The 21,595-nt window shown below is 33.1% G+C and carries 22 protein-coding genes and 1 pseudogene; 1 reads left to right on the top strand and 22 read right to left on the bottom strand.

From position 1 onward, the window contains the following. Window positions 1-45: 45 nt before the first annotated feature. A pseudogene (locus QM512_RS10210) lies at window positions 46-838 on the bottom strand (DeoR/GlpR family DNA-binding transcription regulator). Window positions 839-1,102: 264 nt separating this feature from the next. Between QM512_RS10210 and QM512_RS01450 the strand changes: the two are divergent. Beyond that, on the top strand, window positions 1,103-1,429 hold the full coding sequence (locus QM512_RS01450; RefSeq protein ID WP_282805777.1) for a bacteriocin immunity protein: 327 nt from the start codon (window positions 1,103-1,105) through the stop codon (window positions 1,427-1,429). A gap of 64 nt (window positions 1,430-1,493) precedes the next feature. Here the strand turns inward: QM512_RS01450 and QM512_RS01445 are convergent, their stop codons facing one another. From QM512_RS01445 to QM512_RS01345, 21 genes are all read right to left on the bottom strand, one after another. Continuing rightward, window positions 1,494-2,222: a GntR family transcriptional regulator gene (locus tag QM512_RS01445; RefSeq protein ID WP_282805776.1), complete on the bottom strand. Its 729-nt coding sequence runs from the start codon at window positions 2,220-2,222 to the stop codon at window positions 1,494-1,496. Further along, on the bottom strand, window positions 2,222-3,145 hold the full coding sequence (locus QM512_RS01440; RefSeq protein WP_282805775.1) for a nucleoside hydrolase: 924 nt from the start codon (window positions 3,143-3,145) through the stop codon (window positions 2,222-2,224). Before QM512_RS01440 ends, QM512_RS01445 begins: the two co-directional genes overlap by 1 nt. A 92-nt stretch (window positions 3,146-3,237) precedes the next feature. Continuing rightward, window positions 3,238-4,812, bottom strand: coding sequence for an ATP-binding cassette domain-containing protein (locus QM512_RS01435; RefSeq protein ID WP_014567265.1), 1,575 nt, complete (start codon window positions 4,810-4,812; stop codon window positions 3,238-3,240). 68 nt (window positions 4,813-4,880) lie between these two features. After that, on the bottom strand, window positions 4,881-5,009 hold the full coding sequence (locus QM512_RS01430; protein ID WP_257578787.1) for a hypothetical protein: 129 nt from the start codon (window positions 5,007-5,009) through the stop codon (window positions 4,881-4,883). A gap of 24 nt (window positions 5,010-5,033) precedes the next feature. Further along, window positions 5,034-6,146, bottom strand: a complete 1,113-nt coding sequence (locus tag QM512_RS01425; RefSeq protein ID WP_014567264.1) for a lanthionine synthetase C family protein — start codon at window positions 6,144-6,146, stop codon at window positions 5,034-5,036. Further along, window positions 6,139-7,638 carry a class III lanthionine synthetase LanKC N-terminal domain-containing protein gene (locus QM512_RS01420; RefSeq protein ID WP_282805774.1) on the bottom strand — a complete coding sequence of 500 codons (1,500 nt, stop codon included), beginning with the start codon at window positions 7,636-7,638 and terminating at the stop codon, window positions 6,139-6,141. Before QM512_RS01420 ends, QM512_RS01425 begins: the two co-directional genes overlap by 8 nt. 156 nt (window positions 7,639-7,794) lie before the next feature. Beyond that, the gene (locus QM512_RS01415) at window positions 7,795-8,607 is read right to left on the bottom strand and encodes a helix-turn-helix domain-containing protein (protein WP_014567262.1); all 813 of its coding nucleotides are present in this window, start codon (window positions 8,605-8,607) and stop codon (window positions 7,795-7,797) included. A gap of 65 nt (window positions 8,608-8,672) precedes the next feature. Continuing rightward, a complete protein-coding gene (gene rpiA, locus QM512_RS01410) occupies window positions 8,673-9,371 on the bottom strand; it encodes a ribose-5-phosphate isomerase RpiA (RefSeq protein ID WP_282805773.1) in 699 nt (232 codons plus the stop codon). Continuing rightward, the gene (gene rbsK / locus QM512_RS01405; RefSeq protein WP_282805772.1) at window positions 9,371-10,297 is read right to left on the bottom strand and encodes a ribokinase; all 927 of its coding nucleotides are present in this window, start codon (window positions 10,295-10,297) and stop codon (window positions 9,371-9,373) included. Before rbsK ends, rpiA begins: the two co-directional genes overlap by 1 nt. 90 nt (window positions 10,298-10,387) lie before the next feature. Next, a complete protein-coding gene (locus QM512_RS01400; RefSeq protein WP_282805771.1) occupies window positions 10,388-10,855 on the bottom strand; it encodes a Dps family protein in 468 nt (155 codons plus the stop codon). A gap of 76 nt (window positions 10,856-10,931) precedes the next feature. Further along, window positions 10,932-12,470: a YfcC family protein gene (locus QM512_RS01395; protein WP_282805770.1), complete on the bottom strand. Its 1,539-nt coding sequence runs from the start codon at window positions 12,468-12,470 to the stop codon at window positions 10,932-10,934. Window positions 12,471-12,625: 155 nt separating this feature from the next. Beyond that, window positions 12,626-13,318: a phosphate signaling complex protein PhoU gene (gene phoU / locus QM512_RS01390; protein ID WP_282805769.1), complete on the bottom strand. Its 693-nt coding sequence runs from the start codon at window positions 13,316-13,318 to the stop codon at window positions 12,626-12,628. Window positions 13,319-13,332: 14 nt separating this feature from the next. Continuing rightward, entirely contained in the window at window positions 13,333-14,088 is a 756-nt protein-coding gene (gene pstB, locus QM512_RS01385) for a phosphate ABC transporter ATP-binding protein PstB (RefSeq protein WP_282805768.1), read from the bottom strand. 10 nt (window positions 14,089-14,098) lie between these two features. Then, window positions 14,099-14,899, bottom strand: coding sequence for a phosphate ABC transporter ATP-binding protein PstB (pstB, locus tag QM512_RS01380; protein ID WP_282805767.1), 801 nt, complete (start codon window positions 14,897-14,899; stop codon window positions 14,099-14,101). A 10-nt stretch (window positions 14,900-14,909) separates the two neighbouring features. After that, entirely contained in the window at window positions 14,910-15,800 is an 891-nt protein-coding gene (pstA, locus tag QM512_RS01375) for a phosphate ABC transporter permease PstA (RefSeq protein ID WP_282805766.1), read from the bottom strand. Further along, complete coding sequence (gene pstC, locus QM512_RS01370) at window positions 15,800-16,792, bottom strand: phosphate ABC transporter permease subunit PstC (protein WP_282805765.1); 993 nt, start codon at window positions 16,790-16,792, stop codon at window positions 15,800-15,802. Before pstC ends, pstA begins: the two co-directional genes overlap by 1 nt. A 16-nt stretch (window positions 16,793-16,808) precedes the next feature. Then, a complete protein-coding gene (locus QM512_RS01365; RefSeq protein WP_282805764.1) occupies window positions 16,809-17,678 on the bottom strand; it encodes a phosphate ABC transporter substrate-binding protein in 870 nt (289 codons plus the stop codon). 118 nt (window positions 17,679-17,796) lie between these two features. Further along, window positions 17,797-18,318 carry a GNAT family N-acetyltransferase gene (locus QM512_RS01360; RefSeq protein WP_282805763.1) on the bottom strand — a complete coding sequence of 174 codons (522 nt, stop codon included), beginning with the start codon at window positions 18,316-18,318 and terminating at the stop codon, window positions 17,797-17,799. Between the two features lie 97 nt (window positions 18,319-18,415). Continuing rightward, a complete protein-coding gene (locus QM512_RS01355) occupies window positions 18,416-19,150 on the bottom strand; it encodes an amino acid ABC transporter ATP-binding protein (protein WP_282805762.1) in 735 nt (244 codons plus the stop codon). Beyond that, window positions 19,134-20,630, bottom strand: coding sequence for an ABC transporter substrate-binding protein/permease (locus tag QM512_RS01350; protein WP_282805761.1), 1,497 nt, complete (start codon window positions 20,628-20,630; stop codon window positions 19,134-19,136). Before QM512_RS01350 ends, QM512_RS01355 begins: the two co-directional genes overlap by 17 nt. 102 nt (window positions 20,631-20,732) lie before the next feature. Further along, window positions 20,733-21,581 carry a patatin-like phospholipase family protein gene (locus QM512_RS01345; protein WP_282805760.1) on the bottom strand — a complete coding sequence of 283 codons (849 nt, stop codon included), beginning with the start codon at window positions 21,579-21,581 and terminating at the stop codon, window positions 20,733-20,735. Window positions 21,582-21,595 lie beyond the last annotated feature (14 nt).

Below are 21,595 nucleotides of genomic sequence, written 5' to 3'. Positions count from 1 at the left end.
TTCAGATTATTGGGACGGTCCAATTTAAGTAACTTAATATTATCTTTAAAACTCATTTATTTTTTGTTCTTCCGCTAATACTTCCCGAATTTTAATATTTTTTCTAAAGTACTTTCGATATTGCGTTTTTAGTCGATTATCCGTAATCAATATATCTGCCTGGTCGCAATTCATTACTTTATATGGTGAAGAACGGTCTTCTTTAAATTTATATTCTTCAGCGAGTAAAATAACTGTTTTTGCACGATTAACTACTTCTCTTTCAATTTGTGCATCAGAATGATTAACTACAAAAACCCCATTTTTATTAACTGAAGACGTTCCAATTACTGCTATATCAAATTCATATTGATCAATTTCTTTCAAACTATTTAAAGAAGATGTATAGTGATTTTCCTTGTTCAAATAGCCACCTAGTAAAATCACGTTAGGCAAATTATCCATCATTAAGGCTCCTGCATTATCAATTGAATTTGTCATAATTGTGGCATTCAGTCCTGTTAAATAATGGCAAAGCTGCGAAATCGTAGTTGACGCATTTAAATATATTAACTAACTTATCAGCCGTCAAATATTTCGCTGTCATTTTAGCCATCTTATTCTTAATAGGTGATAAAACATGTGCTCTAGAATTATAGTCAGGCACTGTTCCTTGCTTGATTTTCATCAATCCACCATGAATTCGAATTGCTTGACCAGTATTGGTTAATTTAATTACATCCCTTCTAGCCGTATCAAAGGAAACCTGGCATAATTGCATAATTTCACGAGTACTAATTGTTTTTCTTTCATCTAATGTACGTCTAATTAAATCTAATCTTTCAACTTGCGATTGCATCTCTCTCACCTCACAAGTCTAATCTTATCAGAAAGCCCTATCATATTTGCGTGTTTCTCTGTATTTTTAGCTTTATTCTAAGCATTTATCAGTATTTAAGAAACAAGTCACTGATAAATTTCAGTATGATGTTATTTAAATCAAGACAAACACTTAATAAAAGCTGCAATATAGGCACAGAACCGTCTTTTCATACATTGCAAATGCTAGTATTTAAGTGGGCCCAGAAATAAATTAGTTATTTAAGATAGTGAGGTCTTTATCATGTTAGAAACTACTATTACTAAACAAAATGAAATTGTTAAAACACTGAAAGATTTATATGCTAGCTTCAGCAAAGTTCAAATTAAGGCATATTTTCCTCTTGAACAAACAATTTTAAAAGTTATAGCCAAAGCTGAGAACCATGATGACGCAGCTGCTTGGAGTAATAAGTTAGTCATGTATTTACAATCACAAATAGCGCTTAAACAAATTCCAATCAACAAAGAACAAGATGCTTTAATTAATTCTCTTAGTGAACAATGTAAAAATACTAACTTAAACTATGTATATCTGGCATCAATTGATAATAGTTTACAATTTGATTAAACTATTCTATTTATCAAAAAAGACATCGCTTCTCTCATCCCCCGAGAAAAACGATGTCTTATTTTTATTCTTGACTTAAGTTAACGAAAGTATTGTACTTCATATACTTATAGTGAATCCGCATATTTGAAACTTCAAATGGCGTCCCATCATCTAAAAAGAAAATACCTTCCATTACTCCTACTGGTTCATTAGGTGCAAGCATTAGCTTCGATTGATCTTCTAAAGTTGAAGGTTCAACAGTAATTGTTAAGAATGACCGCGTTACAGTTTTGTTTTGCGTATCTTCTAAATAATTAAATAGCGATCCCTTTAAAATATCTGGATTTAATTCTGGTGTAATCTTAATTGGGATAAAACCAGTTTCAATCAAAAATGGTTGATCATCTAATAAACGCAGTCTCTTAATTTGGTAGACAAAATCTGATTCTTTCAAAAATAGATCTTGTCTTAAATCATCATCAGCCTTAATTACTTGATAGTCTAGTAGCTCAATACTTTGCTTTTTACCAGGAACACTAAAAGAATCCGTAATACCTAGGTTTGAACCCTCATATTTAAACAGAGCTTGATTCTTTAAGTAAAGAGGATTAATAAAAGTGCCACTACCCCTTTTTTTAAAAACTATTCCTTGCTGAGCAAGCAATCCTAAAGCCCGCTTCATAGATGAACGGCTTACATGGTAATAATCGCTTAAGCTTCGCTCATCTGGTAAGCGCATATCTTCATATTCATTATTAAGTATTTTTTGTTTAATATCGCGCATTACTGAGCGATAGACTAAATCAGTCATTATTTTCTCCCATTATTGGCAGCTTGGATACTCTGAATGAACCAAGTCGCAAACTTCTCTGTATCGACGTCGGTTGCAATTTGTGCATTATGTTTTTCACTTAAGAAATCCATTACGCTAGCGCCATATGTATAGCGGCCAGCTAATTCAATCTCAACATTAGCTGATTTTAAGGTAAAAAATTCAGGATGAAGCATAATCCCTACAGCAGTTGGATCATAAATCTTAATTCTTGTATCCCCATCAGGTTCGTGAATATTTGAAAACATCGAATATAGCATATTTCCAACTTCACCGCATTCCTTAATTTTGTCCATTTGATCTTTAGTTAAATGCGCCTTGTCACCAATTTCAAGCGGAGCGACATAGACTGGTAATCCAGAATGAAAAACAATTTGAGCAGCTTCTGGGTCGCCGGCAATATTATATTCAGCAAATGGACTATGGTTTCCGTGACCAATATTTCCACCCATAATATAAACTTCGGCAATATTTTCCACTACATCAGGATATTGCTTAAATAAAAGTGCGAAATCAGTTAAGGGACCAACTCCTAAAAGGGTTACTTTTTCAGGACTATTTTTAATTGCTTCATACATTTTAGTAGCAGCAAGTCCTTTTTCAAACAAATCATCATTTGCAGTTTCAAATTCAAAACCAGCGATCCCTGTTTTACCATGAACAGAAGCAGCGCTAATGGCTGGACGCACTAGTGGTTGATTAGCGCCTTTAACTACAGGCACTTTAGTATGTAAAAACTTCTCTAAATCAAGAGTATTTTGTAGGGTATGCTCTAAAGAAACATTGCCCCAAGTTGGCACAATCATCTTAACATCAAGTTCAGCTGCAAAAAGACTGATAGTCATTGCAGCAACATCATCGATTCCAGGATCTGTACTAATAATCAAGGGCTTTTTTGACATAAAGGTCCTTCTTTCTAAATTTACGTATCATATTTATTATGAACTAAGATTTGTTACAAAAAAAGACTTGAACTGATCAAGTCTTTTAAAAATTATATTAGTTTTTGATCTTTAACTGTCTTTTTAACAAAGCTATATTTATCAAGAAGGCGATTATTAATATGGTGTGCACTTTCAATAATTGTTCCAGGGACTTGATATACTAGTTCTCTAATCTTATCACTATTCTTATCATCTAAAGCAGCAGTGATTTCATCAAGTAAAATAATAGATTTATTTCTTAAAAGCGCACGAGCAATTACTAATCTTTGCTTTTGTCCGCCCGAAATATTTTCCTGAGTTGGATTTATTTTTCTATTAAGGATATTTTCTCCTAGTTCTGCTACTAATCCTACTTTTTCCAAGATTTTCATTAGCTCTTTATCAGAATATTTTTCGCCTAAACATAAATTATCTCTGATTGTTCCCTCAAAAATCCATGGCGTCTGCGCAATATATGTTATATCAGCTAAATTTGGTTTTCTTTTATTAATCAACACTTTTCCTTTATTAGGCTTGATTACACCAGCTATTAAATTCAAAAATGTACTCTTCCCTGCTCCTGATGGTCCTTGTAGTAAAATCTTACTACCGTAAGGAATATCAAAATTTAGATTATTATAAATTACTCGCTCATCATATGTTACATTGATATTTTCCAACTTAATATTCGGCTTACATAATTCTATTTTTGATTGCTCTAAAATATCTTCGTTAATTTCATCAATCTTACGTATATTTGTTGTTCCGGCTACTTCTGACCAACACTGCATTAAAATCCGAAAATTTTGAACTACACTATTTGCAGAAAGAGTTAAGGAAAGAAGTGCACTAATTGTAACGTTAAATAAGTGGTTGACAATAAAGTAGAAGCCAATAGCCCATGGACCTACTAATGCTAAAATTGTAAACAATAAGTTTACATATTGCACAAGCCACTGTAAATTTTCTTGCTTTAAAAGAATACTTTCACTTTGATTAATTGTAGAGGAAACATGATTAAAGAATGTTCTTTGTGCATTATATTGCAAAATATCTCTAAAACCACGAAGCCAGTCACCAGCCGTATGCATTACCTTAGTATTACTTTTACTCCATTCGTCTCCTAGCCTTCCAAGTTTTTTCTTACCAAAAAGCATCGGGATTAAACTTAGACAAGAAAAGGTTACAAAAATAATTCCCATTAGAATATTAACCTGTAATACATAAATAGTCGAAATAACTGCTGCCACAGCAGTAGATAAAATCTCGGCAATTAGAGAGAAATAATTCTCATCGATTTTGGCTGCATCATTACTAATTTGATTCAAACCTTTTTCTGTTTCTTGATGATTTGAAAAACTACTTAGAAGCATAGTTTTTTTTAGAGAAACTCTTAAAATTTTCCGTGCATAATTTAAGAGTATATTTTTCAAAACTAAAGCTGTATAGACAATACAGAAAATTCCACTACTTTGAATCAAAAATAAGATTAATTTGTTTGAAGATGCATCCACAAGATTTGGAAATTGTCCTAAAATAATTCCATTTACTACACCTTCAAAACCACCTAAAATTAAAAAAATTATAATTAATCCGATTAACCAAATAGGAAGATTTTTAATTATCCATTTGAAGTTGATTTTCATACCCTTTTCTCCTAATTAGAGACAAAATAAGAATGTTATTACTAACATTCTTATTTATGAATACTTTATTAATGAAATGCAGAACATCCACAACTTAAACTACTTGCAAAATGATTATCATTTGCTGTTGCTTTGTGATCTTTCATTGGAATAGATTGCAAATCTTGCAAATCTACTACAGTTTCAATGTTTTTCATGTTTCTCACCTTCTTTCAAAATATTTACAAATCTTTAAAAATAGGATCAAATTCTTGATTATCGATAATCTTTTTTAAAGTTAATAAGATTCCCATTGAACCAGATCCGTAATCTATAAATTCTTTAAAGTTTTGATCACCAGAAAAAATAATTTGATTTTTCATTTTAAAGCCTGTCGATAATAATGATCGAATTAACTTTTCAAAATATATTCTTACCTGGTACGGATCAGTTTTATCAAATTTTAAAATATCATTTAAAGTTGAAATAATACCCGCTGTACCAAAAGCATAGCCAGACTGCAATGTAGACGACACCTTCAATGAATTTACTAAAAAATTTAATTCTTTTCTCAAACCAAGATCATCTATTTCTCCTAAATATAACAAAGTAGTCTTAATTATACCGGCAGTACCATAGGGAATGTATATGTAAGGTATATTAGATTTTAAATTGCATCTAATTCCTCTTAATTTATTTTTTCCATTTATTAATTGACCTTTTTGGATATCTGTTAATATATATTTTTTTGACTGTTTAAGTATAGAAATTTTCTTTCTGTACTTATAATACTTAATTAGAAATACAGCTACCCCTGTGTTTCCATAAGCTAAACCAAATGTAGATAAAATAATCTTTTGTTGTAAAATGATTTTTACAATAATATCCGGAATAGAAAGATAATACTCTTTTTGGGTTATTTCATACATTATTAAAGATAATATACCTATTCCACTTAATCCATTGTCCAGAGAAAAAGATATTTTTTTAGAGAAAGCAATCCTAGAAAATTCACAATTTAATAAATTTGATATTTTATTTTCCAAATTTGGATCTAGCGTTAGACGATAAATCACTATCATTGGAGCCAATTTACCTCGCGAAAGTGACGAGGGAAGAACTTCATTATCTTTACTTTTTATTTTCTCTAAAGTAGCGTCTAATAAGTCTTGAGGAATAGATTCATCAAACTGCTGTAATCCATACAATACTCCCGCTGTACCATATAAAAAATTATAGGTATTGGAAAAATACGGGGTCAGTTTAGACATATAATTTTTTTGACTTAAAATATCTATTAATCGATTTTTTCCACTTATTAAAGTTTTTTGACATAATATACTCACATCATCCATAAATTTGAATTTCCTTGTTTAGATCGCTTAATATTTCTTTTATACAATTTTGTGTCTTAGAATTATTTTTATAATGTTCTAGATACAAGATTAAATGGGTACATAATTGCGCCCATGAATCTTGTATTTCTCTACAAAATTCTAGTGATTGAATTATTAACTTAATATTAATATTTAGTAGTTGTGCCCGTGCTATCAACATATCTATTAAACACATGACCCATGAGAAATCATCGTTTGTGCTAAGTTTTTTTGAATAAAAATATTCTGAATACCCCGGCGTAACAAATAAAGGATAGGTAGTTTTTTCACAGGACAGATCAACACTACTTTCTAAATCAATTATTTTAGCTGAATTCGTTTTTAAATCTACGATAATATTATTTGGCGTAAGATCATTTAATATAATCCCATTTTTGTTTATTTTATTGATTTTAAAGTATAAATCCAAAAATATATGGGATAATTTCTTTAAATATTGATTATACTCATCTTCTGTAGCATTTGGATAATACAATGGATTTTCAAGACGTAATGTTCTTAGAAGATCTCCACTAACATATTTTTCGACTAGATAATCTCCTGACTTTTCTTTAAAGTAACTTATTGGTTTAGGAGTAGCATTTATTAAACTAATTTTTTGTAAAATTAAATATTCATTTCTACGAATTGATCTTACATCCTTAGGGAAACTATTATTAAATATATTTCCTCCAAAATATTTTTTTGCTTCTTTAATTACAACGTGTAAATTATCTTTCTTTTGAATTGCTTCATAAACCCCACCATAATTAGTAAATTGAAGTGCATTTTTAAAATTATATTGTTCTAATAACTTAGATTTTTGTTTTGGATATAGATTATTTAATGGTTTTACAAAATTCTCAGTTATCCACTCAGGCTTATAAATTCCAATTTCTCTTCTGTCATACACCAATTTTTTGTTTGTATCTCTTATACAATATATTCCATCTCCTTCATTATCGTAATCCAATATTTTCTTAAAACCACCATATCTAATTGATATTACATTTCCGATAGACTTATCTGTCAAAATAGGAACACCACTATATTGACGTAATTTTTTTTGAAATATCCTGCATAAAACTTGAAACTGAATATTATTCTGAGGATAAATAGTAATGAATTTTCCAGCCTGTTCTCTCAAAAAATCTTTGGTTAACATAATATTTCTATTCTTAATAGAAACCCATTTAAAAGAAACATTCAGTGGAACTATTATTCTAATTACTTCTTTTAAAATGTGGATATAATTATTATTAGAAGCTGAAATATGAATTTTCCACCCTTGTTCTTTCATAATATTTTTAGTAGAAATACATTCTATAAAAAAATTATTTTGTTTAACTTCATAATCTGGTAAACTTTTCAATTTTTTTAATATTAATTTTGATAATTTCGAGTTTTCCGGTTGTGATAGTAATTCTGCATATTCTATATTCTTAATCAAATTAATATTCATTATTTTCATCGTTATCATCTCACCAATTCATCTATTTAAAGTGGATACCAGGGAATAAACATCTGAATACCTCCATTTCAGTTTTAACTAACTTTCTTTATGTACTTATATTAAAATTAATTCTTATAAAAAAATAAAAAGTGTTAAATTTAACACTTTTTATTTTTACTTTTTTAATATTTTATCCATTCCGCTATTTCTTATGACTTTTATAATTTCTTCCATATTTTTGCTATTTTCTGCAAAATATTCTCGATAATATAAAGTCATTAATTTTGCAAAACAATTATCCGGTTCTCCATTTAAATTATCTAGTACCTGAAATACTTTCTTGATCAATTGAATATCTGAATTTTGAACTTTAACAGAATAAGATAAAAAATTTACTAGTATCGCAGATAAAACTAACCTAAATTCCTTTTCTTCCAAATTCAAATTAAAATGGCGACTAATAATAGATTTTACCACCGAATTCAATTCAGAAATATCAAAAAGTGATATAGCAATTGCAAATAGCCTTAAATCTTCTACTTGCCATTCATCATTACTAAAAATAATTCTTTTAATATTTTCTTTTGATTTATCCGATAATGTATCAATACTGTTTGTAAAGTAAGCTTTTAAAAGAGATGCTTGTGCTTCTAAATTTTTTAACTCTAGTGTTTTTGGTTGTTTATTTTTCAATTTATTACTAATTTGCTCAATTTTCTCAATATTTCTCGTGTAATAAGCTGCATGAAGCTGTGCTAAATAGGCTTTCGTATTTTCTTCTTGATTAGTAACAGAAATCTTTTTAAAAAATTCAACCACATCAATGTTATGTAAATTTAAAATTGTTAATAAATCATTTGTTCTAATGTCAAACAAGCCACGTTCAATTTTTGAATAATGTGATTTCGTTATTAAATTTCCTGTCATTTGAGACTGGCTTAATCCCAATCTCTTTCTTTCTGCTTTTAAAGCTTCTCCAATCGTCATATTTATACCTTGATTAGTATTAGTTAAACAAATAAGGACTCATTTTTATAATGAGCCCAAATTAATTATTTTCTCTTCTTGTCTTCGATTGTACCATCACTATGTGCAATGATGACTTCATCACACATGTCTAAAAACAAACCATGCTCAACTACACCAACTGTGTGATCTAGATAGTCAGCTAAACCATGTGGTACTGGGGTTGGATCAGCAGCTAAATCAATGATGTAGTTACCATAGTGCGTTACGTAACGCTTTCCTTGATCATCTAAACGCCATTGAGGCTTCAAACCTTCAGCTTCAAAACGTTTAAAGTTTTGTTCAGCAGATACTGGTAATACTTCAACTGGAAGCGGGAAACCGCTGAGATGGTGAACCAGTTTTGATTCATCAACAATCCAAATAATCTTCTTTGAGTTGATGGCAACATTTTTTTCTAAAGTTAAGGCACCACCACCGCCTTTAATTCCATCTAAATTATCGTCTACTCGATCAGCGCCATCTACTGTTAAATCAGCTTGATCAATATCTGCTAACTCATCAACCTTAAAGCCTAGTCCTTCAAGTTGCTTCTTACTACGGTTAGAAGTAGTAACAATATGCTTTAAACTAAATCCTTCTTTTTCTTTGCGTTCACCTAATGCATCGATAAAAAAAGCAACTGTTGAGCCTGTTCCAACTCCTAAAACAGAATTAGGCTCTACCATATTAGCAGCTTTAGTAGCTGCTTCTTTTTTTAATTGATCTTGCTCTGTCTTATTCATTAGTTTTTCTCCTTCAAAGCTTCTTCAACTACTTCTCTAGTTGGAATAGATGGAAATGCACCTAATTTTTGAACTGTAAATGAAGATGATTTGGATGCATAAACTACGCTTTCTTTTAAGTTACTTAAGTCAGGTTTTAGTTCACTAGACAAAGCACCTAAGAAAGTATCACCAGCAGCAGTTGTATCAACTGCTTTAACCTTAAATGCTGGAATAATTTCTTCGATATCTTCATAAGAAACATACGATCCACGTTCACCAATTGTGATAATTACACCCTTAATTCCCATTTGATGAAAAATCTCGCTACTCTTCTTCATTGACTCTTCACTGTCAACTTTAATTCCCGTAATACTCTCAGCTTCAGTTTCATTAGGAGTAATCAAATCGGTTAACTCTAATAATTCTTCTGGAATATCAGTACGGGCCGGCGCAGGATTTAAAATAGTAATTTTACCCGCTTCTCTAGCAATCTTAAAAGCTTCAATAGTTGCTTCAATTGGTGTTTCAAATTGAGCAATCACAAAATCGCTATCTTCAATTTGATCTTTTGCATTTCTAACATCTTCTGCTGTTACGTCAAAATTTGCACCATGTTGAATAATAATTGAATTTTGCCCTGTCTCTTGAAGCAAAATATAAGCTTGTCCAGTTTGTTGGTTTGGCGTTACAGCTACATGGTCAACATTAATTCCATTTTCTTTAAATTGTTCAAGCATAAAGCGGCCATTGTCATCATCTCCAACACGTCCAACAAAAATTGTTTCATTTTTTGCTCGACTACTTGCTACGGCTTGATTTGCTCCCTTACCACCAGCAGCCTTTGAAAATTCAGACATTGCTATTGTTTCTCCTGGTTGAGGAAGTTTTTTAATATGCATAATGTTGTCAACGTTAATTGATCCAACAATTGTAACTTTATTCATGGTATTCCTTTCCCTATATGGCAAATAATTTACCTTAATTATAGCAAAAAAGCATTCACGAAACGGAATGCTTTGCATAATATATTTAATTTATTCTCCCTCGCCAGGACGTTCCCCAAGTTCAGCTGACATCATCCAGATTCGCTTTTCAATATCAGTATGGTAAGCAATTAATAAGTCATTAGTGGAATCGTCACCTTCGTCTTCACTAATTTTTATTCCACGCTCATAATCATCGCGCAATTGCTTATAAGCATTCACGATTAATTGGAATCTTTCCTCCATGGATAAGTCCCAACTACCAATTTGATCAGGAATATTGGTCTCTTCTAAGACTTCTTCATAAGTTGAAATTGGACTACCATTGATCTCAATTAATCTTTCAGCAACACCATCTTGTTGTTCAGCCAATTCGTCCATTACTTCATCTAAATATGGATGTAATTTTAAAAATCCTCTGCCAAGCATATACCAGTGATGTTGATGTACAACCATATGTGCTTGAGTCAAATCAGCAACAATTTCATTCATAATTTTCTTAGTTTTTGGATAAGTCATAAAAATGCCTCCCTGAATCAATAATTATACCTAAATCATAACTACAAAAATTAATAAAAGCTATTAATTTGTCTTATCAGTAAACAACTAAGCCAATTGCCAAGAATGCTAGACAAATTCCAAATTCGATTACCAACAGCTTCCAGCAAAACTTAAACCACTTGTTAAAGCCAATGTTTACCATCATCAAACTCATTAAAATTAATCCTGTTGGTGCCACCAGGCTAATAAACCCTTGACCCCAATTATAGGCATCAATAATACTTGCACGGTCAATTCCGACTACATTAGCTAAAGGAGCCATAATTGGCATGGAAAGAACAGCTAAGCCAGAAGATGATTGAATAAAGAATCCTAGAACAATAAAGACTAAGAACATAAACCAAATAAACAAAAGTGGTGGCATACCTGAAACTTGTTGGCTGAAGAAATTCATGATGGTATCGCTCGTATGGCTTTCCTCCATCACAATTGAAACTGCACGTGCTAGTCCGATCGTTAATGCTACACCTAGTAAGTCGGCTGCACCATTTACAAAACTTTCAACAAATTTATGCTCACTCAAGCCAGAAATAAAAGCGAAAATATATCCCGTTGCTAGAAATACAACTGCAATTTCAGTAAAGTACCAACCTTTTTGTTGGACTCCCCAAATCATTACGATAAACGCAATTACAAAAATAAGAAGAGTTAATTTCTGACGCCAAGTAAATTCATGGCCTTGTGTTGTTTGATCCTGGTTCATATATTCTTGATCTTCTTTGACAAAATCATTGTAAACATATGATGCCTTCGGATGCTTTTGAACCTTTTTGGCATACATAATGACATAAATCATGCCGACAATAACACAGGTCGCCCACATGCAGATTCGAAGTGGCAATGCATCGGTAAAGTTAACGCCGGCAGTGTTAGAAGCAATCACAGTTGAGAAAGGATTGATAGTTGAAGCCATCGTACCAATACTAGTTCCTAAGAAAATCGTCGCCACAACTGTCATTCGATCAAAACCAGCAAGCAAAAACACCGGAATCAGTATCGGATAAAAGGCCATTGTCTCTTCGGCTAAGCCGAAAGTTGTACCTCCTATCGCAATTAAGCCCATTACCAAAACAATCAATAAAACTTGCTTTCCCTTGATCTTTTTAGAAAGAGCCTGCATTCCGGCATCAATTGCACCATTTGCATGTACAACACCAATACATCCACCTAGAATCAAAACGAAAGCAATAATATCAATACTTTGTGCAATTCCGTTTACTTGCGAAGACAAGAATTGATAAATTGCTCCTCCCAATCCGGGCTTTTTCTGGTCAATCTTTTCATATGAATCAGGAATAGCAACTGGTTTATAAATTGTGCCATTAGTAAACTTTTTGACATCAATTTTAACTTTATACTTATCTAAAGTTTTTTGAGTTGCTACTTCTTTATGTTTACTTCCATTTGGCTTGGTAATTACAAACTCTTTACTAGGCTGATCATACTCAAGTGTTGCATAATTACCTGATGGAATGAAAAAGGTTAAAATTTGTACCAACAATAAGACAATAATGATAACTGTATATGCTGTTGGAAATTGATGTTTTTTCTTTTTTTGTACTGTATTACTCATAACTTCCCCCGATCACTTTTGCAGTTTAATTATAATCTTATTATAGTTTTCTTTCTTTATTTTTGCACGCGCTTACAATCAGCCCCGTTTTTTCTTCTAAACAAAAAAGAAGTTCCATTGGAACTTCTTTTTTGAAAATATTTAAATATAAACTACTATAAATTATCTAATTCTGTACCTTTTTCACTATCGTTTTGGTTTAAATCAATTAATTCTCCACTATTTCGATAAACGACCCATTGGCCTAAATTAACAACGTGATCGCCTATTCGTTCAAGTAAACGAATTACCATAAAATAGCTAGAGGAAGCAACCGCAACTTTAGAATCATTCTTAATACCTTTAATGATTAATTTTCTGCCTTCAACATAGTCTTTGTCAACTTCATCGTCTTTTTTGGCAATTTCTCTAGCTAATTCTTCATCATTTTGAACATATGCCTTGAGCATTTGATCTAGCATATAATTCACTTTTTGGGACATATCTTTAAGCAATTGCTCAACTTCTGGAATACGTTCATTTCCCTTAACACGAATTGTTTCCCAGGCAATTGAATTAGCATTTTCACCAATTCGTTCTAAATCTCCAGCCGCCTCTAAAATACTAATTACATTTCTAAAGTCGCTAGCTACAGGTTGTTGTAAAGCCATCAACTTCAAAGTTCTTTTTACTACTTTAAGAGAATCGTGAGGAACCTTTTGATCATCTTTTACTAAATCTTGAGCAAGCTTTTTATCATGATCAATAAAAGCTTGTGTAGCTTCTTCAATTTGCTCACTAACATCGATACCCAAACTCATAAAGCGGGTATTTAATTTTCTTAATTCATCTAAAAAAACTTCATGCATTTTTGTTCTCCTTATTAACCAAAGCGTCCATTTAGATAATCACTAGTAATTTGTTTCTTAGGGTTCAGGAACATATCCGCTGTTTTGCCATACTCAATCAAATTCCCGCTCATCAAAAAGGCGGTATAGTCGCTAATTCGACTAGCCTGTTGCAAGTTATGCGTTACCATAATAAAAGTAAATTCATGTTTTAGTTCAAGCAGGGTTTCTTCAATTTCACTGCTTGAAATCGGATCTAGTGCACTTGTCGGTTCATCAAGTAAAACCACCTTTGGCCTAACTGCTAAAGCACGAGCAATACAAATTCTTTGTTGCTGTCCTCCGGAAAAGGCCTGCGCATTACGATCTAAGTTGTCCTTAGTCTCTTTCCAAATTGCCGCTTGCTTCAGACTTTCTTCAACACGCTGATCAATTAATTCTTTATCCTTAATTCCTGCAATTCTCAAACCATAAGCTATATTGTCATAAACTGAAAACGGAAAGGGGCTTGGTTGCTGGAAAACCATTCCAACTTCTTTGCGCAATTCTACTAAATCCATCTTTGAGCCATAAATATTTTGGCCTTCAAACTTAATATCGCCACTGATATGAATATTTGGAATATCATCGTTCATTCGATTCAAACAACGCAAGAAAGTCGACTTTCCGCATCCCGAAGGACCAATTAAAGCAGTAAGTTCTTTTTCTTCAAAATCTAAGCTAATCCCATGTAAAGCTTCAACGTTTCCATAGCTTAGATGAACATCTTTACTTGTAATAATATTTTCCACAGTGATCCCCTTATCCAAAACTTCCGCGAATATAATCTTCTGTAATCTCACCTTTAGGATTAGTGAAAATATTTTCAGTCGTATCATACTCTAAAACATGGCCCAAATGGAAAAAGGCTGTATAGTCACTGATTCGACTGGCCTGTTGCATATTATGCGTTACCATAATCATCGTATAATCAGTTCTTAGCTGTTTAAGCGTATCTTCCAGTTTAGAAGTAGATACAGGATCTAGTGCACTAGCTGGTTCATCAAGAAGCAAAATTTCCGGTTTCAGAGCAAGCGCTCTAGCAATACATAAACGTTGCTGCTGACCACCAGACATAGCTAAGGCACTTTTATCTAATTTATCCTTAACCTCATCCCATAAAGCTGCTGCTCTCAAGCTTTCTTCTACAATCTGATCTAACTTTTGCTTGTCTTTTTCACCATTTGCTTTTAAGGCATAAGTAATATTTTCTCTAATTGACTTTGGAAATGGGTTGGGTTTTTGAAAAACCATTCCAATATTTTTTCTTAATTGATAAACGTTGATATTATTCCTATTAATGTCTAAATCGTGATACCAAATCTCCCCATCAACACGTGCTACTTTATCATTCATGCGATTAAGGCAACGTAAAAAAGTAGATTTTCCAGAACCAGACCCACCAATCAAGGCAGTAATAGTCTTTTTCTTAAATTGAAGGCTAGCATCAAAAAGCTTTTGAACGCTCCCACCATAAAAGACGCTAAGATCTTTAGTAGAAATTATTTGTTCATCTTTATCAAATTGATGAATAAAAGTAGGTGCTTCATTTACATTTTGCATAGAATTCTCCTTATGACTTAGCTGCTGTCAACTTGCGGTATAAGTGATTACCTAAAGCGCGAGCTCCTAGGTTAAATAAAATTACTACAATAATTAATAAAGCAGAAGTGGCAGCTGAAACAATAGTTGCATCCGGAATAATTCCTTCTGTATTAACCTTCCAAATATGAACAGCAAGAGTTTCCGCTGGACGCATAACATTTAAGAAACTAGTTGGACTAAGCGGATTCCAGTTACTATAGTCAATTGTTGATCCACTCTGACCTGCAGTATAAATCAAAGCAGCTGCCTCACCAAAAATTCTACCAGCACTCAAAATAATACCAGTTAAAATTCCTGGTAAAGCCGCAGGTAAAACAATTCCACGAATTGTCTTCCAGTTAGATAAACCTAAAGCAAGTCCCGCATCTCTTTGCGCTTGTGGAACTCCCTCGATAGCCTGCTCAATGTTACTAGTCAAGGTTGGCAAATTAAAGAAAGTTAAAGCTAAGGCACCAGAAATAATAGAAAAACCAAAGCCAAACTGAACTACAAATAGTAAGTAACCAAATAAACCAACAACAATCGATGGTAAAGAACTCAAAATTTCAATAGTCGTTCTAATTAAATTTGTAAACCAATTATCTTTAGCATATTCTGCCAAATAAATTCCTGCTCCCAAAGCAATTGGGAGTGAAATAATCAAAGTTAAAACCAATAAATACAACGAATTAAAAAGTTGGTCTCTTACCCCTCCTCCTGCTTGATAAGAAGAAGCTTCAGAAGATAGAAAATGCCAAGAAAGATGTGGCACACCTGAAACTAGAATATCGCCTAAAATTCCAAAAAGAATAATTACGACAATACTCACTAAGGTATAAATTCCAGCGGTAGCAATTTTATTACTAGTTTTTGCGTTCATTATTTCTGTCCTCTCTTTCCAATTAAGCGGACTAAGAAGTTAAAGACTAAAGACATAATTAACAATAATAGGGCTAACGACCAAAGAGCATTATTTGGTAACGTTCCCATCACAGTGTTTCCCATTTGACTAGTTAACTGACTAGTTAGTGTAGCTGATGGGCTCACTAAATTAGAAGGCATTAAGACAGCATTACCAATAACCATTTGTACAGCTAAGGCCTCACCGAAAGCACGAGCCATCCCGAAAATCACAGCAGTCATAATTCTAGGAGAAGCAACTCGCAAAATAACCTTATAAATTGTCTGCCACTTAGTTGCTCCCAAAGCTAATGAAGCCTTTCGATAATCAGAAGGAACTGCCTTTAAACTATCGACAGTCAAAGAAGTAATCGTTGGTAAAACCATTACAAATAAAACTAAAGTAGCAGATAAAATTCCAAATCCAGTTCCACCAAAAACATTTCTAATAAATGGAACAATAATTGTTAAACCTAAAAAACCATAAACAACAGACGGAATACCAACTAGTAATTCAATTACTGATTGTAAAAAGCGCGCACCCTTTTTTGAAGAATATTCAGTCATAAATAAGGCTACCGCAATTGCAAATGGGGTTGCCACTAAAGCTGCTAATAAAGTTACAGAAAATGAAGTTACAATCATTGCCGCTGCTCCGACGTGATTTTTTCCCTCACCTGGATCCCAGTCACTAGATGTCAAAAATTGGAAAACATTAACATGATCCTTAGTAAAAGTTTCTAAACCATGAAATCCAATAAAACCAATAATTGAAGCAACTAAAATGACAATCAAGATAATAGCACAGTAAGTTAAGCCTTTTCCCCAATATTCTTGCCTGGTTTCTTTTGAAGGCTCAGTCAAACTCGCAACGTCAACCTTACTTGCACCAATCTTTTTTAACTTAACATGAGGAACTTTTTGTTTATCTAAAGCAGATTTAACTACTTTTTTTAGATCTTTGTTATTCATCAAAACGTCCTATTCTTTATTTTTGAACAACATGATTATTACTATCACGTTCAACTTGCATCTTATTGATACTAATATAGCCTAACTTAGGTACTAAATCATTTTGTACCTTACTGCCAAGCATATAGTCAATAAACTTTTGAACATTTTTATTAGGTTTACCCTTAGTATACATATGTTCATAAGACCAAAGATGCCAGCGATTAGTCTCTACATTTTTATTCGTAGGCTTTATTCCATCAATGCTCAATTTTTGAATATTTTCATCATTAGCATATGGGAAGGAAATATATGAGATTGTCCCTGGAGTAGAGCTAACAATCTTACGTACAGTACCGTTAGAATCTTGTTCTTGAGCTTGGATCGGCTTTTTTCCATTCAAAATTAAACCTTCAAAAGTTCCGCGAGTACCACTACCTTTAGAACGATTAATTACGGTGATATTTTGATTTTTTCCGCCAACTTGCTTCCAGTTGGTAATCTTACCAGTAAAAATATCACTCAATTGCTGCTTGGTTAAGTTCTTTACGCCAGCACTCTTATTAACAATTGGTACAATGCCAACTACGGCAACTAAGTGATTTTGTAGTTTTTTGGCATCAATCCCCTTTTGAGTCTCGGCAAAAACATCAGAAGTTCCAATTTCAACGGCACCAGCCTGTACTTGGCTAAGACCAGTTCCAGAACCTCCACCTTGAACCACAATATTACTGTCTGGATGAGAAAGACGATAGTCATTTCCAGCTTGTTCAGCTAAAAGCTGCATGGCACTAGATCCAACAACAGTAATCTTATTGCTATTATTGTTAGCACAGCCTGTAAGTCCGATTAAAATAGCTAACAATCCACAAAATGCTGCTATTTTAAATTTAAAATTTGTTCTCATCAATTTCTCCATGTAATTTACAGTATTTAACAAGAATATTCTAACATAATACTATGCGTCAACAGAATGCCTAAGCCTAACAAAAAAGCTAGGTTTTTCAACCTAGCTAAAAAATTACTTAGTCTCTGACATTTTCATAAACATATGAAATTTCATCTGGACGATAAACTCCATGCAATTCGCCGACTTTTGTAAAGCTCATTTTATCAATTAAGTGTTGCATAGCAGCGTTGTTTTCGTGAGTGTCAATGCGAATACTATCAATATCTTTACGATTATCACGGATATAATCAATTACTTCAGTCAAAAGTTTAGTGGCATAGCCATGTCCTGCGTGTTTTGAATGAATTGCAACACGGTGAATTACCACATACTTATCTGTATCAAGAAGCCATTCGCCCTTTAAATCATCATAGGAATGGTCAGGTGCTTCTACAATTGAAATTGCACCGACAGTTTCGCCATCAGCTGAAACAGCTAAGTAAGCAAAGCCATTTTCAATATCTTCTTTAATTTGATCAGGAGAAGGATAATCTCCTTGCCATTGATCCACGCCACGCTCTGCCAGCTGGTTAGCGCCATCCTTCAAAATGGTCATAATTTGATCGTAATCATTCATTGTAGCTTGTCTAATCTTCATTAAACTCATCCCTTTCCAACTTTTTCTAACGCAACTATTATAAAGAAAAGCACTCTCCTTGTAAAAAGAAAGTGCCTATTTTAAAAAATATTAATATTTATAGAACCTTAGAAAGAAAATCTTGTGCACGCAAGCTTTGTGGATTTTCAAAAATTTGCTCTGGACTACCTTGTTCTTGCAAATATCCATCAGCCATAAACCATACTTCATCAGAAACCTCACGAGCAAAGCCCATTTCGTGAGTAACAATGACCATTGTCATCCCTGAATCTGCTAAGTCCTGCATTGTCTTTAAAACTTCGCCAACCATCTCTGGATCTAGTGCACTTGTTGGTTCATCAAAAAGCATTACTTCTGGATCCATCGCTAATGCACGGGCAATGGCAACACGTTGCTGCTGACCACCAGAAAGACTCGATGGATATTGTTTAGCGCGGTCTTTCAAACCAACCTTATCAAGCAATTCTAAAGCTTGCTTTTCAGCCTCGTCTTCACTTACACCCTTAACTTTCATCGGAGCAAGTTTAATATTTTCAATCACATTTATATTTGGAAAAAGATTAAAGTTTTGGAAAACCATTCCCATCTTCTCACGTAAAATATCAAGTTCTTTTTCACTAATATGCGTTAAATCCTGTCCGTCAAAAACAATTTTGCCGCTAGTTGGAGTCTCAAGTACATTAAGACAACGTAAAAAAGTACTCTTTCCTGATCCAGAGGGACCAATGATACTAATAACTTTCCCTTTATCAACGTTTGCAGAGATATCTTTGAGGACTTCTTTTTTTCCAAAATTTTTCTTTAAATGTTCAACCTTAATCATTGCTGTCATTACGCTTCATCCTCTTTTCAAAGTGATTCAACAATCTCGTTAATGAGAAAGTCATAATAAAGTAAATAATCATGGCAATGAATAATGGTAATACACCTTTATAAGTTGAAGTCTGAACTAATTGTGTTTGATACATTAATTCAGCTACCCCAATTACTGAAACTAAGGAACTATCCTTAAGCAAGGTAATAAACTCATTACCCAAAGCTGGCCAAATATTCTTGATGGCTTGAGGAATAATAACATATCTAAATGCTTTCTGACGGCTTAATCCTAAAGAACGAGCGGCTTCCATTTGACCTTTTGGTAAAGAGTCAATTCCTGATCTAATATCTTCAGCAACATAAGCTCCTGAATTAAGACCGATCGCAATAACGCCGGCTACTAATGCTGAAAGATTAGAAATTAGATATCCAATTCCAAAGTAAACAAACAGAATTTGAACCATTTGTGGCGTACCACGAATGAATTCAATGTAGCAAACAGCAAGCCAGTGCAAAATTGGATTCTTGGATAAACGCATTAAGGCCAGAATAATTCCTAGAACTATTCCAATTACAACTGAAAAGACTGTAATTACAATCGTATACCAGATTCCCTTAAAGAAATATGGAATATATTTAGCAAAAGTATTGCTCTTCTTCTCAGTCTTCATGTACTTAGCTGCTGCTGGAAGATATTCTTTATTAATCAAATCTTTTTTCTGCACGTGATCAATAGTCTTATTAACTTGTACAACTAAGTCATCTTGCCCCTTAGCAATTGCCACTGCATTGCCGGCTTGTGTTTCCTTTAAGTTAGAACGTACTGCAGCTAGACTATTATTATTTTCGGCATAAGCCTTAGCAATTAGCTCTTCAACCACAACAGCTGATACCTTACCTGATTGCAAAGCTAAAACCAAGTTATTAATCTTTCCCAGACCCTTTAATTTAGAGTCTTTCATTTGTGATTTAACTAAATTATATTGATTACTTCCTGTTTGAGCTCCAACGGTTTGTCCCTTAAGGCTTTGAATACTGTTGTACTTGTCTTTATCTTTCTTATTTACTAAGAAATATTCACCACTTGGTTTGTAGTAGATTTTTGAAAAGGCTACACTCTGCTTTCTTTCAGGCGTAGGAGTCATAGCAGAAATTACCATGTCTACCTTACCTGTCTCAAGTGCAACTAACAATGAGTCAAAAGACATATTCTTAATAACAAGCTTTACACCCAAGTCTTTAGCAATATCTTTTGCTAATTCAACGTCAACTCCAACGTACTTAATCTTGCCATTTTCACTTGCTGTGAACTCTAATGGCGGATAGTCGGCAGATGTTCCAACTACTAGCTCTCCACTCTTTTTAATCTTCTTTAAAACAGTGCCTTCTGCTACTTTCTTTTCACTAGCTGCTTGAGCTGGTTGAATAAAAGCGGCACTGAGTGAGAAAAACATCAAGAATGCAAAGAAGAAGCTAAATAGTTTTGATTTCTTCATTATGCTCATTCCCTCTATAATTACTATTAAAAAAACTAAAATTTTAAGCTTTTGCTAATTATAGCGAATGAAATGCAATAAAGACAAGTAGTTCAAGAAATATTATTCACCTAAATATGCCCGGATTGCTTTTAAGTTCTTCTTTGCTTCTTTTACACCAACCTTATATACCCGTTTCAGTTCTTCCGGATTCTTTTCCATCGTACCAATATCTAAGGGATATGGAGGTCTAATTACTAAAAGCTTTCCTTGAACTTCCTTTTTTCTAAGATAATCAAGTACGCGATTATAATCTCTTGCTCGCGTTTTGAGTTTGCCTAAAACAGCAGGATATTTATTCAAGAGCAATTCTAAAGCTGGATATAACTTACTTGCTTCTTTTCGATAAGATAGTGGCTGCGTTAAGACTACAACATTCTTTTGATAACCAATCTTTTCAAAGAACTTAATCGGAATCGAATCGCTAATACCACCATCCCAATATTTACGATTACCAATTTCAACTGGTCGAGCAAAAACAGGAATTGAAGAAGAAGCACGGATCCACTGCAAATCTGCTTCTTTACCTGAGATTAGTTTATGATATACTGCTTCACCGTTATTAATATCAGTTGCCACGCACCAAAAATCCATCGGATTATTTTGAAAAGCACTTGTATCAAAAACATCTAATTCAACTGGTAATTCTCGATAACAAAAATCTGCTCCATATAAGTCTCCCGTTTTAAACCATGAATGCCAGCTAGATAAACGTGGATCACTAGCATATTTCACGTTATAACGCAGGACTCGCCCGATTTGCTCTGACTTATAATTACAGCCAAATGCTGCTCCTGCTGAAACGCCAACCGCTCCATCAAATACAATTTTTTCTTTCATTAAAGTATCAATTACACCAGCGGTAAACATGCAACGCATTGCTCCGCCTTCCATGACCAATCCTTTTTTCATACTTTCGCCACCTT

The organism is Lactobacillus isalae (assembly GCF_947539375.1).
Classification (GTDB): Bacteria; Bacillota; Bacilli; order Lactobacillales; family Lactobacillaceae; genus Lactobacillus; species Lactobacillus isalae.
This window is presented reverse-complemented; position numbering and strand designations above follow the sequence as displayed.

Bases quoted from the DNA above. Each gene is read 5' to 3' on its own strand.
- QM512_RS01450 (WP_282805777.1), top strand. From the start codon at position 1,103: ATGTTAGAAACTACTATTACTAAACAAAATGAAATTGTTAAAACACTG.
- QM512_RS01445 (WP_282805776.1), bottom strand. From the start codon at position 2,222: ATGACTGATTTAGTCTATCGCTCAGTAATGCGCGATATTAAACAAAAA.
- QM512_RS01440 (WP_282805775.1), bottom strand. From the start codon at position 3,145: ATGTCAAAAAAGCCCTTGATTATTAGTACAGATCCTGGAATCGATGAT.
- QM512_RS01435 (WP_014567265.1), bottom strand. From the start codon at position 4,812: ATGAAAATCAACTTCAAATGGATAATTAAAAATCTTCCTATTTGGTTA.
- QM512_RS01430 (WP_257578787.1), bottom strand. From the start codon at position 5,009: ATGAAAAACATTGAAACTGTAGTAGATTTGCAAGATTTGCAATCTATT.
- QM512_RS01425 (WP_014567264.1), bottom strand. From the start codon at position 6,146: ATGGATGATGTGAGTATATTATGTCAAAAAACTTTAATAAGTGGAAAA.
- QM512_RS01420 (WP_282805774.1), bottom strand. From the start codon at position 7,638: ATGAAAATAATGAATATTAATTTGATTAAGAATATAGAATATGCAGAA.
- QM512_RS01415 (WP_014567262.1), bottom strand. From the start codon at position 8,607: ATGACGATTGGAGAAGCTTTAAAAGCAGAAAGAAAGAGATTGGGATTA.
- rpiA (WP_282805773.1), bottom strand. From the start codon at position 9,371: ATGAATAAGACAGAGCAAGATCAATTAAAAAAAGAAGCAGCTACTAAA.
- rbsK (WP_282805772.1), bottom strand. From the start codon at position 10,297: ATGAATAAAGTTACAATTGTTGGATCAATTAACGTTGACAACATTATG.
- QM512_RS01400 (WP_282805771.1), bottom strand. From the start codon at position 10,855: ATGACTTATCCAAAAACTAAGAAAATTATGAATGAAATTGTTGCTGAT.
- QM512_RS01395 (WP_282805770.1), bottom strand. From the start codon at position 12,470: ATGAGTAATACAGTACAAAAAAAGAAAAAACATCAATTTCCAACAGCA.
- phoU (WP_282805769.1), bottom strand. From the start codon at position 13,318: ATGCATGAAGTTTTTTTAGATGAATTAAGAAAATTAAATACCCGCTTT.
- pstB (WP_282805767.1), bottom strand. From the start codon at position 14,899: ATGCAAAATGTAAATGAAGCACCTACTTTTATTCATCAATTTGATAAA.
- pstA (WP_282805766.1), bottom strand. From the start codon at position 15,800: ATGAACGCAAAAACTAGTAATAAAATTGCTACCGCTGGAATTTATACC.
- pstC (WP_282805765.1), bottom strand. From the start codon at position 16,792: ATGAATAACAAAGATCTAAAAAAAGTAGTTAAATCTGCTTTAGATAAA.
- QM512_RS01365 (WP_282805764.1), bottom strand. From the start codon at position 17,678: ATGAGAACAAATTTTAAATTTAAAATAGCAGCATTTTGTGGATTGTTA.
- QM512_RS01360 (WP_282805763.1), bottom strand. From the start codon at position 18,318: ATGAAGATTAGACAAGCTACAATGAATGATTACGATCAAATTATGACC.
- QM512_RS01355 (WP_282805762.1), bottom strand. From the start codon at position 19,150: ATGACAGCAATGATTAAGGTTGAACATTTAAAGAAAAATTTTGGAAAA.
- QM512_RS01350 (WP_282805761.1), bottom strand. From the start codon at position 20,630: ATGAAGAAATCAAAACTATTTAGCTTCTTCTTTGCATTCTTGATGTTT.
- QM512_RS01345 (WP_282805760.1), bottom strand. From the start codon at position 21,581: ATGAAAAAAGGATTGGTCATGGAAGGCGGAGCAATGCGTTGCATGTTT.